Origin of the sequence: Pueribacillus sp. YX66 (genome assembly GCF_041725775.1) — a bacterium.
Taxonomy (GTDB): domain Bacteria; phylum Bacillota; class Bacilli; order Bacillales; family UBA6769; genus Pueribacillus.
Genome location: NZ_JBEUEL010000013.1, coordinates 22,572 through 39,271 on the forward strand (window position 1 = coordinate 22,572; position 16,700 = coordinate 39,271).

At 38.4% G+C, this 16,700-nt stretch carries 16 protein-coding genes; 14 read left to right on the plus strand and 2 right to left on the minus strand.

Features of this window, described 5'->3' with window-relative positions; genetic code table 11:
* The 3 genes from ABU914_RS07635 to cysC all read left to right on the plus strand — a co-directional run bounded on the left by ABU914_RS07635 (nucleotide 1) and on the right by cysC (nucleotide 2,858).
* Nucleotides 1–1,071, plus strand: a complete 1,071-nt coding sequence (locus tag ABU914_RS07635) for a sulfate permease (protein ID WP_379669144.1) — start codon at nucleotides 1–3, stop codon at nucleotides 1,069–1,071.
* Nucleotides 1,058–2,185, plus strand: a complete 1,128-nt coding sequence (gene sat / locus ABU914_RS07640) for a sulfate adenylyltransferase (protein ID WP_379669145.1) — start codon at nucleotides 1,058–1,060, stop codon at nucleotides 2,183–2,185. The genes ABU914_RS07635 and sat overlap by 14 nt, the downstream gene beginning before the upstream one ends.
* A gap of 73 nt (nucleotides 2,186–2,258) precedes the next feature.
* Nucleotides 2,259–2,858 (plus strand): adenylyl-sulfate kinase, encoded by a 600-nt coding sequence (gene cysC, locus ABU914_RS07645; protein WP_379669146.1) that lies wholly within the window; start codon nucleotides 2,259–2,261, stop codon nucleotides 2,856–2,858.
* 30 nt (nucleotides 2,859–2,888) lie between these two features.
* Here the strand turns inward: cysC and ytzI are convergent, their stop codons facing one another.
* Nucleotides 2,889–3,068, minus strand: coding sequence for a YtzI protein (gene ytzI / locus ABU914_RS07650; protein ID WP_379669147.1), 180 nt, complete (start codon nucleotides 3,066–3,068; stop codon nucleotides 2,889–2,891).
* Between the two features lie 380 nt (nucleotides 3,069–3,448).
* Between ytzI and ABU914_RS07655 the strand changes: the two genes are divergently transcribed.
* From ABU914_RS07655 to ABU914_RS07695, 9 genes are all read left to right on the plus strand, one after another.
* Entirely contained in the window at nucleotides 3,449–4,657 is a 1,209-nt protein-coding gene (locus ABU914_RS07655; RefSeq protein ID WP_379669185.1) for an ABC transporter substrate-binding protein, read from the plus strand.
* 385 nt (nucleotides 4,658–5,042) lie between these two features.
* Nucleotides 5,043–6,245, plus strand: a complete 1,203-nt coding sequence (locus ABU914_RS07660) for an ABC transporter substrate-binding protein (RefSeq protein WP_379669148.1) — start codon at nucleotides 5,043–5,045, stop codon at nucleotides 6,243–6,245.
* A gap of 268 nt (nucleotides 6,246–6,513) precedes the next feature.
* Nucleotides 6,514–8,094: a long-chain-fatty-acid--CoA ligase gene (locus ABU914_RS07665; protein WP_379669149.1), complete on the plus strand. Its 1,581-nt coding sequence runs from the start codon at nucleotides 6,514–6,516 to the stop codon at nucleotides 8,092–8,094.
* A 13-nt stretch (nucleotides 8,095–8,107) separates the two neighbouring features.
* Complete coding sequence (locus tag ABU914_RS07670; protein WP_379669150.1) at nucleotides 8,108–8,971, plus strand: branched-chain amino acid ABC transporter permease; 864 nt, start codon at nucleotides 8,108–8,110, stop codon at nucleotides 8,969–8,971.
* Entirely contained in the window at nucleotides 8,971–9,978 is a 1,008-nt protein-coding gene (locus ABU914_RS07675) for a branched-chain amino acid ABC transporter permease (RefSeq protein WP_379669151.1), read from the plus strand. Before ABU914_RS07670 ends, ABU914_RS07675 begins: the two co-directional genes overlap by 1 nt.
* Before the next feature lie 5 nt (nucleotides 9,979–9,983).
* Entirely contained in the window at nucleotides 9,984–10,760 is a 777-nt protein-coding gene (locus tag ABU914_RS07680) for an ABC transporter ATP-binding protein (protein WP_379669152.1), read from the plus strand.
* Nucleotides 10,744–11,451, plus strand: a complete 708-nt coding sequence (locus ABU914_RS07685) for an ABC transporter ATP-binding protein (protein ID WP_379669153.1) — start codon at nucleotides 10,744–10,746, stop codon at nucleotides 11,449–11,451. The genes ABU914_RS07680 and ABU914_RS07685 overlap by 17 nt, the downstream gene beginning before the upstream one ends.
* A gap of 453 nt (nucleotides 11,452–11,904) precedes the next feature.
* Nucleotides 11,905–13,104 carry an ABC transporter substrate-binding protein gene (locus ABU914_RS07690; protein ID WP_379669154.1) on the plus strand — a complete coding sequence of 400 codons (1,200 nt, stop codon included), beginning with the start codon at nucleotides 11,905–11,907 and terminating at the stop codon, nucleotides 13,102–13,104.
* 138 nt (nucleotides 13,105–13,242) lie between these two features.
* Nucleotides 13,243–13,680 (plus strand): PaaI family thioesterase, encoded by a 438-nt coding sequence (locus ABU914_RS07695; RefSeq protein WP_379669186.1) that lies wholly within the window; start codon nucleotides 13,243–13,245, stop codon nucleotides 13,678–13,680.
* A 20-nt stretch (nucleotides 13,681–13,700) separates the two neighbouring features.
* Here ABU914_RS07695 and ABU914_RS07700 read toward each other — a convergent pair whose 3' ends face one another.
* Nucleotides 13,701–14,468 carry a class II aldolase/adducin family protein gene (locus tag ABU914_RS07700; RefSeq protein WP_379669155.1) on the minus strand — a complete coding sequence of 256 codons (768 nt, stop codon included), beginning with the start codon at nucleotides 14,466–14,468 and terminating at the stop codon, nucleotides 13,701–13,703.
* A gap of 291 nt (nucleotides 14,469–14,759) precedes the next feature.
* On the opposite strand from ABU914_RS07700, the gene ABU914_RS07705 reads away from it, so the two are divergent.
* Together ABU914_RS07705 and ABU914_RS07710 are read left to right on the plus strand one after the other, a co-directional pair.
* Complete coding sequence (locus tag ABU914_RS07705; protein ID WP_379669156.1) at nucleotides 14,760–14,987, plus strand: IDEAL domain-containing protein; 228 nt, start codon at nucleotides 14,760–14,762, stop codon at nucleotides 14,985–14,987.
* A 113-nt stretch (nucleotides 14,988–15,100) separates the two neighbouring features.
* Nucleotides 15,101–16,669 carry an acyl-CoA synthetase gene (locus ABU914_RS07710; protein WP_379669157.1) on the plus strand — a complete coding sequence of 523 codons (1,569 nt, stop codon included), beginning with the start codon at nucleotides 15,101–15,103 and terminating at the stop codon, nucleotides 16,667–16,669.
* The last annotated feature ends 31 nt before the right edge of the window (nucleotides 16,670–16,700 follow it).

Below are 16,700 nucleotides of genomic sequence, written 5' to 3' on the forward strand. Positions count from 1 at the left end.
ATGGTTACTATAATAGCATTCGCAATTGCATTATTTTTCGCAATGAATATTGGCGCAAGTGGAGCAGCTGCATCGATGGGCATTGCATACGGGTCAGGAGCTGTGAAATGGCGTAAATTGGCGCTACTTATTAGTGCACTTGGGATTTTTGTTGGAGCTGCGATTGGTGGAGGAGCAGTTATGAAAACAATCGGTTCTGGTCTTATTCCAACGTCGATCATCTCTATTCAACTCACAGTTATCATTTTATTTGGAGCAACGTTAACATTATTTATTGCAAATTTGCTCGGTATTCCACTTTCAACGAGTGAAGTGACAGTCGGTTCAGTCGTTGGAGTCGGAATCGCTTATAACTCCGTTTTTTTTGGAAGTGTCTTAAATATTATAATCTGGTGGATTGTTATTCCGATCGTCGCATTTATGCTCGCCTTTTTATTTGGGAAAATTCTCATTTGGAGTGAACGAACTTTTCCGATGATTCATCAGAAAAAGGTGTATAAATGGTTCGTTATTTTAATTATCGTCGCTGGCTTTTTAGAGGCATTTTCTGCTGGAATGAATAATGCAGCGAATGCGTTTGGTCCACTTGTCGGAGCAGGAGTCATTACGATTCAACAAGGAATGTTATTAGGCGGATTGTTTGTAGCGCTTGGAGCTCTATTTTTAGGTGGAAAAGTGATCGAAACGAACGGAAAAAAAATTACAAACCTTTCGCTTCTCGAGGGCATTACAATATCAAGTACAAGCGCAAGTCTCGTTATCGTTGCTTCAATTTTTGGAATACCGATTCCGATGACGCAAATTACGACGACTGGCATATTAGGAATGGGTGCCTCGAAAGTAGGCGTCTCGATTTTTAAACGAAACATCATAAAGAAAATAGTGACCGTTTGGTTAGTCTCACCAATGTTTTCACTCGCCATTTCGTACGGATTCGTCAAACTTTTTCTAGATGATGATGTGTATACGTTAGTTGCTATTGTTAGTGTTTTATTCGCTACGATCGGTACGATGGTACTTATGAAATTAACGAAACGAGAACGGGAGAGGATTTTAAATGACGGTAAGTAGTCCACATGGCGGTGTTCTTATTAATCGGATCGATCTTCAAGCAGATGTTCATCACATACTTAAAGAAATTGAAATCGATCGTGTCGCATTAAGTGATTTAGAATTACTGGCAAATGGTGCTTACAGTCCGTTAGATGGGTTTATGAATAGTGAAGATTATGAATCAGTCTTACGACGTATGCGTGTTGCAGATGGGACGTTATGGAGTATTCCGATTACGTTGCCAGTTGATGAAAAAATAGCAGAGACAATCAAGATTGGCGATAAAGTAAGGCTTATGTATCGAGGTAATGCATATGGTGTTATTCATGTGACTGAACTATATTCACCGAACAAACGAGTCGAAGCGAGTTATGTTTTTGGAACGACGGATCGGAATCATCCTGGTGTAAATAAATTGTTTGAGCGTCCAAACATCTACGTTGCTGGTCCGATTACGTTAATTCGCCGTCCTAAAAAAGAATTTCCTGAATACCATTTTGATCCGATAGAAACGCGTGAAAAATTTCAGCAATTAGGTTGGAAGACGATTGTCGGTTTTCAAACCCGTAATCCTGTTCATCGTGCTCATGAATATATTCAAAAAGTTGCACTTGAAATCGTCGACGGATTATTTTTAAATCCTCTTGTTGGAGAAACGAAGTCAGATGATATTCCTGCTGATCTTAGAATGAAAAGCTATGAAGCATTATTAAATGAATTTTATCCAAATGATCGAGTTTGGCTAGCGACCTTTTCAGCTGCGATGAGATATGCAGGTCCTCGTGAAGCGATTTTTCATGCGATTGTCCGTAAAAACTTCGGTTGTACACACTTTATTGTAGGTCGTGATCATGCAGGGGTTGGTGATTATTACGGCACATATGAAGCTCAACAATTGATAAGCCAATACGAAGAGGAACTCGGAATTCAAATTTTCAAATTCGAACATAGTTTTTATTGTAAAGCGTGTGGCAACATGGCATCAGCAAGAACGTGTCCCCATAATCAAGAAGAACATATCATTTTGTCAGGAACAAAAGTAAGGGAAATGCTCAAGAAAGGGGAATTTCCTCCAGTACAGTTCAGTCGTCCAGAAGTAATCAAAGTGTTAATAAATAGAAAGAAATATTAAAAGCGATTTGAACTTTTAATCACTTATGCTAAGGAAGTCAACATGTCTGTATATATAGGGGGCTTTGGAAACGATGACGATCACAAAAAATGTAATGTGGCATAAAGCAGTGGTGACGAAAGAAGATAGGAATCAACTTAATCAACATCGAAGTGCAGTCATATGGTTTACAGGATTGTCTGGTTCTGGAAAATCGACATTAGCAAATGCGGTTGATTTAAAGTTGTTTCAAAACAAAGTGAGAAGCTACGTGCTTGATGGTGACAACATCCGTCACGGATTAAATCGAGGATTGGGATTTAGTGAACGTGATCGAAAAGAAAACATACGTCGAATTGGTGAAGTAGCAAAATTATTTGTTGATAGTGGGATCATTACATTAACTGCCTTTATTTCGCCATTTCAGGAAGATCGTGACCGAGTGAGGCAATTGTTTCGTAATAAAGAATTTATTGAAGTGTATGTCAAATGCGCGCTTGAAGAATGTGAAAGACGTGATCCGAAAGGATTGTATAAGAAAGCTAGAATCGGTGAGATCCAACATTTTACTGGAATTAGCTCGCCGTATGAAGCGCCCTTAAATCCTGAAATTATAATTGATACCGAACATGTTGCAGTTGATGAAGCTTCAACGAAAATTATCGACTATTTACGCCGGAATAAGATAATTTAAAACGTTAAAGGCTTAAGCGTGAATATATGCTTAAGCCTTGTCGTCATCGTCTGAATTTCGTTCGTTAGCAAACCTATTTTGTACGTCCTCATTAACATCCGTATCTATCGTATGTTTGTAAGCGTACCCCTTTACGATAACCCATACACTTGCCCATAATACAATGATTGTGATAACTACTGATATGACGATAACCGTCATCGGTGTCATAGTACCCCTCCAATGCTATGTAATAATCGTGGAATGTTTTAACTGAATGAACAACTTTTATAAATGCTAATCTTTATTATAGAACATTTTATAACACACTTATAGTGAAGAGTATAAAGTTCAGCTAATTGACAATTTTTATTTGCAAAGGATAATTTATAAAAATTTAATATAATAGTAAATAAAACAATATTATGAATTTTATATGTTTACAAATAATTCAATATCAATTAAAATGAATCTATAAACCGTGAAGAAATACCTAAATTGTAAACGGTTACAACATAGTGGAGGTGGTAGATAATAATCTTTTTCTATTTATCTATCAACATGATGCACATCAATCAAACTATTAATGTTGAGGGGGTTTCGAATTGAAAATGAAAAGGAAAATTTTTCTTTCTATCATCATGTTAGTCATCCTTGCTCTCGTTGCATGTAATCAAAAAGAATCTGCTAGTTCCGATAATGATAAGGAAGAAAAGTCTGATTCAAATGAAGCTATTGAAGTTGTAATCGGATATAGTGGTCCATTAAGTGGTCCAGCAGCTTTTTATGGAGAAAATACATTAAATGGATTAACGCTAGCAGCAGATGTGATCAATGAAGAAGGTTTTGAAGTGAATGGTCAACTGTATAATATTAAAGTTGTTTCACTCGATGACCAATATTTACCGAATGAAGCAGCTAACAATGCTAAACGTCTCATCCAGGAAAACGACGCAAAAGTCATTTTTAATCCACACAGTGGTGGAATTTATGCGATGCAAGTGTTTAACGAAGAAGATGGATTTTTAATCGGTGCGTATACGAGTGAACCAGGTATTATTGAAAATGGTAACACGTTAACATGGCGAATTCCCCCAGGATATGACATTTATTTAGAACCATTCGTCAAACACCAAATCGATACACACGGTAAGAGAATTGCTTTTTTACCGACGGCAAGCCAATATGGAAAAGATTGGACAGAAGCACTACGACCAGTGTGGGAAGAGGCAGGTGGAGAAGTGGTTTATGAGACAGAAATCGATTTTGCCAAAGATACTGATGTACAACCAATCGTGACGAACGCGCTCCAAAATAATCCTGACGTGCTATTCATTGGCGGTGCTTCTGAACCAACTGCACTCGTAGTTAAAGCTGCGAGAGACCTTGGCTTTGAAGGTGGATTTATGATTATGGACCAAGCGAAAATGGATGAAATGGTTGCTGTCTTAGACGGAAATTGGGACTTGTTAGAAGGGACAATCGGTGTGCTACCGCTAGTTAATACGGATTTCCCTGGAACGGACGCATTTATCAAACTACACAATGATAAATTAGGAAAAGATCCCGGTTCAGAAGCTGGTTTACATTACGTCTCTTTATTTGCTTTAGTTGAAGCAATGAAAATTGCTGGTACGGTGGATGATGCAAAAGCGATTAGAGATGCACTTCCTGAAGCTGTCCAACAAATACCAGCAGAACATCAAGTATACACCTTTGAAGGTGTAACTAAAGAAGGTGCGAATGAATCATTGCTCCGGATCGGTGTCGTTGAAAATGGTGAAGTAAAAGCAGTTACTCTGGAAGATCTAGGATTATAAGTACCTGAATAAACGAATAGTTTTAAGACTGTAAGCGCCCTAGTAAACGTTTCCTGGGCGCTTTTTATTATTTAATTTGTTTGTTTTTTATTACAATATATTAAAATATTTTAAAAATACACTTTACAAATAATATTTAATCGATTAGAATGTTGAATCACAGATAGATATTGCCCCCTAATCTAGCAAACTGAAAGACTTAAAGAGCTTCGAAACATACTAAATGGTTAGTTTTTCTAAATGGATTAGGCTTAGGGATACTGAATAGTCAGTTAATTTTACCCGTTTTATGAAAACGATTACATGGAAAGGAGTGGTTTCTAGTTTTAGGGAGGGGCAAAACTATCTATTGTCATCTTAAATATAAATAAAGGGGGAAAATAGAATGAATATAAAGAAAGGTCTGTTTTATAGTTTACTTTTCATACTAATGTTAGCGCTTACAGCGTGTGGAGGGACCGATAAATCCAGCTCTGATAACACGGGTGGTTCGGATGAAGGAGTAACGGAAGTTCCAATTGGATACACGGGTCCATTAAGTGGTCCAGCTGCATACTACGGTGAAAACACATCTAGTGGATTAAAAATGGCAATTGATGAAGTGAATGAAGCTGGCGGCTTTGAAGTTGATGGTAAACAATATAAATTTAAATTTGTTTCACTAGATGACCAATATTTACCGAACGAAGCAGCGAATAATGCGAAACGTCTCGTTCAAGAAGAAAACGCGAAAATTATTTTTAACCCACATAGTGGTGGAATTTATGCTATGCAAGTTTTCAATGAGCAAGATGGATTTTTAATCGGTGCGTATACGAGTGAACCTGGGATTTTAGAAGATAAAAATAAATTAACTTGGAGAATCCCTCCCGGTTACGACACGTACATCGAACCATTTACAAAATATCAAATGGAGCGTTTCGGTAAGAAAATAGCATTTCTCCCTACAGCAAGCCAATATGGAAAAGACTGGGCGGAAATGTTGAAACCTTATTGGGAAGAGCAAGGTGGCGAAGTAGTATATGAAACACAAATTGACTTTAATAAAGATACGGACGTACAGCCAATCGTAACGAATGCATTGAAACAGAATCCTGATGTACTATTTATCGGTGGACCATCTGAACCGACAGCTCTTGTTGCGAAAGCTGCACGTGACTTAGGTTTTGAAGGTGGGTTTCTCATAATGGACCAAGCAAAGCTCGATGAAATGGCAGCGGTATTGGATGGCAACATGGATATATTAGAAGGTTCGTCAGGGGTTCTACCACTCGTGCACTCTGATTACCCGGGTACAGCCCAATTTGTTGAAAAATACAATGAATTGCACGATAAAAACCCTGGTTCTGAAGCAGGTTTCCACTATGTCGCTGTATATGCATTGATTGAAGCAATGAAAATTGCTGGTTCGGTTGATGATATTGAGGCGATTCGAGCAGCATTAGATGAAGGAATCCGGAATGTACCTGAAGAACATCAAGTGTATACGATTGATGGTGTAGACGAAAGAGGAGCAAACTTAAGCCCGCAACGTATGGGGGTCGTTGAAGACGGTGAAGTCGTAGCTGTTGGAGAAGATGACGAATAAACAAAGTTAGAGCGCGCCACCCGCGCTCTTTTTTTAACACTAATCGAATAATTTCAATAAATAGTAATCTTCATATTCCTTTTTAAAGTTAAAGGTATAGTAGAAGTTTAAAGTTTGATGAACTCGCTATATTTCGAAGGTTATTGCATCATTAGTATAATCAATCGCCAAACTTTGCATAGAAAATAGCCTTTACAAACATACTTAATTCTATTAGAATAAAACAAACGCTACTAACTAGTCAGTATGTTTGGAAGGAGTTTTACTTGTGGAAGAGAGACCTTGGTTAAAACATTATGTAGAAGGCCAACCAGCTGAAGTAGAGATACCAGAAATTTCACTTCCTGAACTTTTACAGCAAACGGTTAAAAAATATCAAAACAACATAGCGATTACATTTATTAATCAAAAGATGACATACGGAGAATTGTTAGCGGTAGTAAAAAAAGTTGCGAGCGCTTTTTCGAAGCGTGGTCTAAAAAAAGGAGATCGGGTAGCCTTAATGTTACCAAACACACCTTTTTACCCGATCAGTTATTTTGCAACTTTAATGTGTGGAGCAACGATTGTACAAGTAAATCCGTTGTATAAACCCGATGAATTACGTTACATTTTAAGCGATTCAGGGGCAACGTTTATCGTTGCGTTTGAACCTCTTTCTCCAGTTGTCGAAGCTGTAAAAAATGATACAAAATTAAAAGAAATAATCTATGCTTCAGCTGAAAGCGCTTCACAGTTTCATGAGTTAATGCAAGATGCTGGTGACCAAGTACCGAACATTGAAATCGATCCAAAAGAAGACGTTGCGGTTCTTCAATATACAGGAGGAACTACCGGTCGTTCAAAAGGTGCAATGCTAACACACTACAATTTAGTTGCGAACACGATTCAAAGTGCTGTTGCAATAAAGCCCGTTTCTGAGCCCGGTAAAGAAAGAGTCTTAATGGTTGCTCCATTATTCCACGTATATGGTATGACGAGTGGGATGAATTTAGCATTTTATAATGGCAATAATTTAATTATGTTACCGAGATTTGATATAGAGCAAGTTGTTAAGACGATCGAGACGTTTAAACCGACAAATTTCCCAGGTGTTCCGACGATGTATATCGGTCTTTTAAATTATGCGAAAAACCATGACATTAAGCTTGATTCGTTTAAGTCATGCACAAGTGGATCTGCACCTCTTCCTGTTGAAGTACTTGAACAGTTGCATGAAGTTACTGGAGCACCAGTAGCAGAGGGATATGGACTGTCAGAAGCGTCACCAACAACACACCGTAATCCTGTCGTTGGGATTCAAAAGGCAGGAAGTATCGGCATTCCGTTTCCAAGTACAGATGTAAAAATTGTTGATAAAGAAACAGGTGAGCGGACATTAGAAGTTGGTGAAATTGGTGAAATGATTATTAAAGGTCCACAAGTGATGAAAGGCTATTGGAATATGCCGGAAGAAACAGAGCAGACGATTCGTAACGGCTGGCTTTATACGGGCGACTTAGCAAAAATGGATGAAGACGGTTATTTTTACATTGTCGGTCGCAAAAAAGAAATGATCATTGCTAGTGGCTACAACGTCTATCCGATTGAAATTGAGGATGTTATTTACGAACATCCTAAAGTACTCGAGGCTGCGGTTTTCGGTGTGCCACATCCGTACCGTGGCGAAACGATTAAAGCAGTGATCGTCCCTCGAGATGGACAAACGTTAACAGAAGAAGAAATCATTGAATTCTGTAAAGAAAAATTAGCTGCATATAAAGTGCCGAAAATTGTTGAATTCCGCGATGAATTACCAAAAACGGCAGTCGGTAAAATTTTAAAAAGGAAATTGCAAGAAGAGGGTTAAAGGGGGAGAAAATATGGAACTGTTTATCCAGCAATTGATTAATGGATTGACATTAGGGAGTGTGTATATTCTAGTCGGAATTGGGCTTACGCTCGTGTTTGGAATTTTACACATTCCAAACTTTGCTCACGGTGCATTATACATGCTCGGTGGTTACGTCACATTTATGGCGATGACATCATTAGGACTTCATTATATTCTTGGGATCATTTTATCGATGGTCGTTGTTGCTCTTATTGCTGTTTTAATGGAGCGCGGGGTATTTCATCATTTGCGAAATGCCCCTCCAATTCATGACAAAATTGCAGCGATTGGAATTATGCTCTTTTTGGAAGCGCTTGTATTACTCGTTTGGGGGTCAGAGTATCGTAATATGAACACTCCATATGGAGGAACGATGAACTTAGGCTCGATTACAATTTCAGCTCAACGAATTCTTATAATCGTCGTATCAATTGCCGTTGTATTAATACTTTACTGGTTCTTGAAAAAAACAATGATCGGTGCATCGATCATTGCGATGGCTCAAAATCGTGAAGGGGCTTTCCTCGTCGGAATAAATGCGAACAAAGTTGCTATGATGACATTTGCAATTTCTGGTGCGCTTGCCGCAATTGCAGCATCATTGTCAACACCTATTAATCTATTATTTCCTGCAATGGGACATCTCGTAATAATGAAAGCGTTTATCATCGTTATTATTGGAGGAATGGGTAGTATTCCTGGTGCTATTTTTGGTGGTTTCCTTCTTGGCATAACTGAAAGTTTAGGAGCTACGTATATTTCAAGTGACTATAAAGACCTAATCGCGTTCTTTTTACTCGTTGTCATTATGACATGGAAGCCGAAAGGTCTGTTTGCTAAGGAGGCTCACTAATGAATAAAATTTTGGATAAACGAATTGGAATTACTTTGCTCATTGTAATCGCCATCATTTTCCCTTTTATGGTTGATAATCCATATATTGCGCGATTGATGACATTAAGTTTTATTTATACTATCGCAATTTATGGGATGAACTTATTGGCTGGCTTTACAGGATATTTATCGTTAGCCCATGCAGGTTTTTTTGCAATCGGTGCCTATGCACTCGGAATTTTTACAACACGTTATGAAATGTCGTTTTGGTTAGCATTTATTGTAGCGATTCTTTTAACAACCGTTGTCGGTGCGATTATCGGATTAATTGCATTAAGAACACGCGAACACTTTTTTGCGATTTATACGCTCATCGTTGGTTATCTCATTTATCTCATTATTGACAAATGGGATGAAATGACAGGAGGCGTTCGTGGTTTAATCGGTATTCCGGCTCCGTCTGCAATCGGACCCATTGAATTTAATACAGATCGGGCGATGTATTATTTAGCATTAGTCTTTTTCTTAGTTGCAACATTAGTTGTAACACGAATTGTAAAGTCATTGACTGGGCGAACATTTATTGCGATTAGAAACAGTGAAGATTTGGCGCAAACGATTGGAATTAATACACAAACGAACAAGTTAACGTCCTTCATTATTTCGATCGTGTTTGCCGCAGTAGCAGGTGCACTTTATGCTTCGTATGTGAGATTTCTCGGTCCTGATATTGCGAACTTACCGATGGTCTTTGACTTTTTAATGTATTTAATTGTCGGTGGTCTCGGTACAATTACTGGTCCTATCGTTGGAACGATGTTAATCACATTTTTAACTCAATTTTTACAGAGTTTACAAGAATACAGAATGTTAATTTTCGGTCCAATTTTAACACTACTCGTTATCTTCTATCCTACGGGAATTGTTGGAGCTATTTCTATTTTCAAAATGAAGTTTCAAAATAAACGTCGTCTCAAAGCAGAAGCTGGAATAAATCAAGATGTAAATCAAGTGAAGGAGGGTTGAACGTCATGGCATTTGTTGAAACGAAAGGGCTTACGAAACAGTTCGGTGGATTAACAGCAGTGAATAATGTTGATTTTACGATCGAACGTGGGCAAATAACAGCAATTATTGGACCGAACGGTGCCGGAAAATCTACATTTTTTAACTTGATAAGTGGCTTTCATCCAGCGACATCAGGGACGGTTACCTTTGACGGACAAGATATAACGAAAGTCGCACCGCACAACATTGCGAAATTAGGAATTGCTCGAACGTTCCAAACGACTCATTTATTTGAAACGTCAACCGTCCTAGACAATGTCATTGTCGGTCATAGACTTCGAACAAAATCACGCTTATTTGATGCGATCTTCCGCACTCCACGTGAAAAGCGTGAGGAAAAAGAATCGATAGAGAAAGCGATGGAAGTATTAGAGTTTGTTGGTTTAACACATTTAGCTGATCGTCAAGTAGCACTTATTTCGCAAGAAGCTCAAAAACGAGTTGCTTTCGCACTCGCATTAGCAACCGATCCGAAAATTGTCTTTCTTGATGAGCCAGCTGCAGGTATTAATCCAGAAGAAACAGACGGATTAGCAGAGTTGATGCGTAAAATGGTCGACAACGGCATTACTGTCTGTACGATTGAGCATAAGATGCAAATGATTATGAATCTTGCAGATAAAATAATGGTTTTAAACCAAGGTTCAAAAATAGCTGAAGGGACACCGGATGAAATCAAAAATGATCCGGTCGTTATCGAAGCTTATTTAGGAGGGGATGCCGTTGCTGAAACTAAGTGAAGTCACTGTTCGGTTCGGGGCGTTTGAAGCGTTGAGCGACATTAATTTTGAAGTAAATGAAGGAGAACTTGTTGTTCTACTTGGTGCTAACGGCGCGGGGAAAAGTACGATTTTCAACACAATTAGCGGACTGAACAAACCTGTTAGCGGTACTGTAGAGTTTTTAGGGAAAAGTGTAGGCGGCACATCTCCGGATAGAATGGTGAGAAGTGGAATTGTGCAATGTGCTGAAGGTAGAAAGTTGTTCCCAGATATGACCGTTCAGGAAAATTTAATGATGGGTGGCTACGTGCATAGAAATAAAAAAGCACAATTAAGACAATCACTTGAAGAAGTGTATGAGCTATTTCCAATTTTAAAAGAGAAAAAAGATGATCCTGCTGGCTCATTAAGTGGCGGACAACAGCAAATGGTTGCCATTGGTCGCGCGCTGATGGCAAAACCAAGACTCGTTATGATGGATGAACCGTCTATAGGGTTGGCACCGCTCATCGTTGAACAAATGTTTTCTGTTATCCAAGAGATCAATAAAAGTGGAACGACAGTCTTGCTAGCTGAACAAAATGCGAATGCTGCACTAAAAATTGCAGATCGTGGCTACGTCATTGAAAACGGTCGTATCGTCATCGAAGGGACACAGAAAGAACTATTCGAAAACGATGAAGTACGTAAAGCTTACATCGGAGCTTAATATTCATTTCTAAATTCACAGTTGAACGTAACTGCGACGTACAGGATGTACTAGTGTAAATCTTTATGGGATGAAGAGTAATCGCATTTCCAGATGTTGCCAAAGATTCAAATAATGCTTCGTCGAGTATGCTGCACTGAGAGTAAACTATGAACAATCCATCTTTGAATATAGGTGTCTCAAACGTGGCGTTCTTACTCTGCGTTCCATAACTACCGCTTTGTCAGAATGCTTCGCTTTCTGCGGAAAGTGACTGCCTGAAGCGAAAATCATTATAGCACTATTCCGCAGCTTATCGATATTGTGTAAACATAGCTAATTATTTATATAGTAGAGATAAATATAGAGAAAAATAAAAAATTGCTAATGCCTTGAAAGGGGTGAGGTTAGCAATTAAATAAAAAGAGAGTTTTTGGATAGGAGTTTTTACAAAATAAAAAAGGAGAGAAAATAATGGCAACTAAGAGATGTATAACAAAAAGTTTATTTGCAAGTTTACTAGTAATTTTACTTTTAGCACTTGCAGCTTGTGGTTCTTCTGATAACTCTTCATCAGGAAGCTCAAGTAGTGGGGATGGAGAAGTGACGATTGGTTATACTGGTCCACTAAGTGGCGCCGCTGCTTATTATGGTGAAAATACATTGAATGGCTTAAAAATGGCAGTTGATGAAGTTAATGAAGCTGGCGGCTTTGAAGTCGATGGGAAAACGTACACACTTAATTTAGCAACACTTGATGATAAGTATATGCCAAACGATTCGGCACAAAACGCTAAACGTCTTGTCCAAGAAGAGAATGCTAAATTTATTTACATTCCGCATAGTGGTGGAATTTATGCTTCGCAAGTGTTTAATGAACAAGATGACTTTATTATACTAGCATATTCAAGTGAACCTGGTATTCTTGAACAAGATAATTCTTTAACAGTTCGTATCCCTCCTGGGTATGATGGTTATGTTGAACCATTTACAGAATATCAAATGGAGCGATTTGGTAAAAAAATCGCATTTTTAGCACCCGCTACACAGTATGGGAAAGATTGGGCTGAAGGATTAAAACCAGTATGGAAAGAAAAAGGTGGCGAAGTCGTATATGAAGGCTCAATCGACTTCGGTAAAGATACCGATTTCTACACGATTGTAACGAATGCTCTAGATAAAAATCCTGACGTTTTGTTTATTGGCGGACCATCTGAGCCGACAGCTCGTGTTGCAAAACAAGCTCGCGACTTAGGTTTTGAAGGTGGATTTCTCGTTATGGACCAAGCGAAGCTTGATGAAATGGCAGCCGTTTATGATGGAGATATGTCGTTCCTTGAGGGCGCAACAGGAGTGAATCCACTTGTGAATGCAGACTATCCTGGAACGGCAGCATTCATCGAGAAATACAATGAACTTTATAATAAGAATCCAGGTTCTGAGGCAGGATATCATTACGTATCATTGTATGGCTTAATCGAAGCGATGAAAGCAGCGGGGACAGTAGATGATACACAAGCGATTATGGCTGCGTTCGATGAAGGGGTTAAAAATATTCCAGAAGATAAGCAAGTTTATACGGTAGCCGGAGTCGACGAAAACGGTGCGTTCATGCCTTTATGGCGCATGGGTGTAGTCGAAGACGGAGAAGCAAAATCACTTGAAATTGAATAAAGTGATCCCTTGCATATCGTAAGCGAGAACTCATTACGTTATTTGAGTTTTAGCGAAATCATATATAGATTGAAGAGAGTGCAGAAATATAGTACTCTCTTCAATTATTTTTATGTAAAAGGAGTGGAATTTTTGACTGTGAGTTTCGAAATAGATCCAGTTAAACGATTAAGCAAAAGTAATTTTATCCAACATTTGCAAATCAAACCGTATCGGAATGATAACGGCAACATTGAATTAGAACTAAAAGTGGATGACCATGTACTTAATTTAAATGACACGCTACACGGTGGGGTTCACGCTTCACTACTCGACACAATTATCGGCCAGTCAATTGCACAGCAGGCAAAAAGTCCTGTTGCTACGATCAATTTGAGTGTCTTTTATTCTGCACCAGCAAGAAAAAATAGTATATTAACTGCTAAAGCTACAATCGTACAACGAGGGAATTCCATTGCAACTGGTGAAGGAACAATCATTGATGAACATGGAACCCTCATTGCAAAAGCCATTGGTTCGTTTAAAATCTTAAATCCAAAAAAAGCCGCTAATTCATTATGTTGCGGCTTTTTTTGATGACTACGATACACCATCATTCAGTTAAGCAGATCGGGTTGTTCTTTCACAATCCGATCCCATAGTGGCTGGAAACTAAACCAACCTGCTAAATGTGTTCCGACTTGCTGACGGGTAAGCTGTGCTTGAGCTTCTTCTATTAAAATTGGCTTACCCGCAGCTTCTGCCATAAGTTGTGCCTGGCATGAACGCTCCATCGTAATGAACCACCATGCAGCTTCATCAACAGAATGCCCGACTGTAAGTAGTCCGTGGTTACGTAAAATACATGCTTTCCGCTCGCCTAATGCTTCTGCAATTCGTTTTCCTTCCTCAACGTCATTTACAACACCTGTATAATCATCAAAAATCGCATGATCGTTGTAAAAAGCACAAGCATCTTGTGTAATCGGATCAAGCAAGCGTCCGAGTGTTGACCATGTTTTTCCGTAAACAGAATGGGAGTGAGCAGCTGCAATCACGTCAGGACGAGCTTGGTGCACTTGTGAATGTATCGCGAATGCTGCTCGATTTACAGGCCGATCGCCTTTAACGACTTTACCTTCATGATTCACTAGTATTAAGTCTGACGCTTTAATTTGGCTAAAATGTGTTCCAAAAGGGTTCACCCAAAAGTGATCTTTTTTCTCTGGATCGCGTGCTGTAATATGCCCTGCAACACCTTCATCAAAACCAAACCGCGAAAATAAGCGAAAAGCTGCTGCAAGTCTCTCTTTCAAATGTTGTCTTTCTTCTTCGACTGATGAAAAAACCGGTGGCTTTAATAGTCCAGTCTTCACTGTTTTCATAACTATGTCCCTCTTCCCTTTTAGATAATATTTACATACTTCTATCATTTATCATTCGCTGAATGATTGAAAAATCCTTTATTTCATGTACAGCTTTTATGTTACAAACGGATTTCTTAAATAAGTTTTCAACGTCATCATTGATGGAAATCTTACAGAGATGTACAGACGCCCGTTTATTTAGGTAAGTGACTAATTTTAGTTAAAAGTTTGCACGACACGAATAGAATATAGTGTAAGCAATGTTAAAAATGATCGTTCCTCATTAGATTTTGAAAGGGGAGTTGAAAAATGGACCCACGGAAATCGTATGATGCAAAAGTGAGGGCGTTGGCAAGAGCGAAAGTTAAACAAGAACATTCTTTTTTCTTAGCTTTATTTGCGCAGTTAATTACAGATGAAGCCGTTTTGAAATGGAAAAAGAAAAAACTTGAAAGAGAGATTGATGAAGCATTAGTGAAAGGTGATCGAAAAACATTTTATAAGGTTGCAAAAGAATACAGTCAACTCGTTCGTTAATCGATTAAGCCCAAACTTGGGCTTTTTTGTTTTAATAACAAATTGAAAAAAAACAAAATAATTGTTAGAATATTCATAATTATATTAAACGTGACTAAGGAGGAATAATTCGTATGACGACATCTTCACTTTCATTATCACGACAACTATTAGTTGGAGAACTGCTTAAGCGGGCGGCACATAAATCCCCAGATAAAACGGCTTTTGTTTATCATGATCAAGAGCGAACATTTAGAGATATGGAAACTCGTGCAAAACAATTCGCGGGCTGGTTACAGTCAAAGCACATCTCATTCGATGACAAAGTCGGGTTCGTATTAAAAAATGGTCTTCCGTTTGTCGAAGTGTTTTTCGGAATTGCGATGTCTGGAGCTGTTGGAGTACCGATTAATTTTCGACTTACAGCTAATGAAATTGAGTACATCGTTAAAAACTCTGATAGTAAAATGTTAATCATTGATGAAGAATATATTCCAATCGTCTTATCAATTCGTTCAAAGATAGAAAACGTTGAGACGATCGTTGTCGTTGGAAACCCACCAGACAAAAAAGATTTTGTTCGTTATGAATCGATTTTTGACAAACCGACAGAATATAAAGCTTATGAGAATTTACAAGATGACGATTGTTGTATGATCGTATACACGTCTGGAACAACGGGCAGACCAAAAGGTGCTGTTCTCACACATAAAAACCTATGTCAAAACGGAATGAATATGCTTTGGGAAGCAGGTATCGGGTTAAACTTTAAGCAGCTTGTTGTCGCCCCTCTTTTTCATATAGCCGCAATGTCTACGTTAATTAATAACTGTTATGTTGAAGGCACATCTGTAATCCACCGAGAATTTGACCCTCTTGCAGTACTTGAAACGATATCAAAACAACAAATCAATGCAATTTTTCTCGTTCCAGCGATGTGGAACTTCTTGTTTCAAGTCCCTCATATTTCAAGTTTTGATTTGAGCTCTGTCAAAATTGGCATTACTGGAGGCGCTATTACTCCTGTTGAAATTAAAAAAAGAATAATGCACTATTTTTCAAATGCAGGCCTTTTTGATGCGTTTGGTCAAACAGAAATGAGTCCAGTAACGACGTGCTTGCATCCTGAAGACACGCTTAGAAAGCCAGAATCAGTCGGAAGGCCTGTTATTAACGTAGAAGTGAGAGTTGTCGATGAAATGATGAACGACGTTCCAGTTGGTGAAGTTGGAGAAATTGTATATCGTGGTCCAACAACGATGAAGGAATACTATAAAAACCCTGAAGCGACAGAAGAAGCGTTTGCCGGTGGATGGTTCCATAGCGGTGACCTAGTAAGGATGGACGATGAAGGCTTCGTTTATGTAGTCGATCGAAAGAAAGACATGATTATAAGCGGTGGTGAAAACATCTACCCAGCAGAAATCGAGGAAGTGCTTTATACACACCCAGATATCATCGAATGTGCAGTCATCGGAGTTCCTGATAAAAATTGGGGAGAAAATGTAAAGGCTTACATCGTGCTAAAAAAAGGAAAATCTTTAAAAGTTTCAGACATTATCAATTTCTGTACAAAAAAGCTTGCATCTTATAAAAAACCAAAAGAAGTAGAATTTATCGAGCAGTTGCCTAGAAACGCCGCTGGAAAAGTGTTAAAACAAGTGTTAAGAAAACGGCATGAAATCAGCAGAGAAATCGGATAGTCTGCTTTTTAATAGTCATTTCAATTATTCG

Excerpts from the sequence above, each read along its gene's own strand:
- ABU914_RS07705 (WP_379669156.1), top strand. The coding sequence starts at position 14,760 with ATGGACCCACGGAAATCGTATGATGCAAAAGTGAGGGCGTTGGCAAGA.
- ABU914_RS07690 (WP_379669154.1), top strand. The coding sequence starts at position 11,905 with ATGGCAACTAAGAGATGTATAACAAAAAGTTTATTTGCAAGTTTACTA.
- ABU914_RS07675 (WP_379669151.1), top strand. The coding sequence starts at position 8,971 with ATGAATAAAATTTTGGATAAACGAATTGGAATTACTTTGCTCATTGTA.
- ABU914_RS07670 (WP_379669150.1), top strand. The coding sequence starts at position 8,108 with ATGGAACTGTTTATCCAGCAATTGATTAATGGATTGACATTAGGGAGT.
- ABU914_RS07635 (WP_379669144.1), top strand. The coding sequence starts at position 1 with ATGGTTACTATAATAGCATTCGCAATTGCATTATTTTTCGCAATGAAT.
- ABU914_RS07660 (WP_379669148.1), top strand. The coding sequence starts at position 5,043 with ATGAATATAAAGAAAGGTCTGTTTTATAGTTTACTTTTCATACTAATG.
- sat (WP_379669145.1), top strand. The coding sequence starts at position 1,058 with ATGACGGTAAGTAGTCCACATGGCGGTGTTCTTATTAATCGGATCGAT.
- ABU914_RS07680 (WP_379669152.1), top strand. The coding sequence starts at position 9,984 with ATGGCATTTGTTGAAACGAAAGGGCTTACGAAACAGTTCGGTGGATTA.
- ABU914_RS07655 (WP_379669185.1), top strand. The coding sequence starts at position 3,449 with ATGAAAAGGAAAATTTTTCTTTCTATCATCATGTTAGTCATCCTTGCT.
- cysC (WP_379669146.1), top strand. The coding sequence starts at position 2,259 with ATGACGATCACAAAAAATGTAATGTGGCATAAAGCAGTGGTGACGAAA.
- ytzI (WP_379669147.1), bottom strand. The coding sequence starts at position 3,068 with ATGACACCGATGACGGTTATCGTCATATCAGTAGTTATCACAATCATT.
- ABU914_RS07700 (WP_379669155.1), bottom strand. The coding sequence starts at position 14,468 with ATGAAAACAGTGAAGACTGGACTATTAAAGCCACCGGTTTTTTCATCA.
- ABU914_RS07710 (WP_379669157.1), top strand. The coding sequence starts at position 15,101 with ATGACGACATCTTCACTTTCATTATCACGACAACTATTAGTTGGAGAA.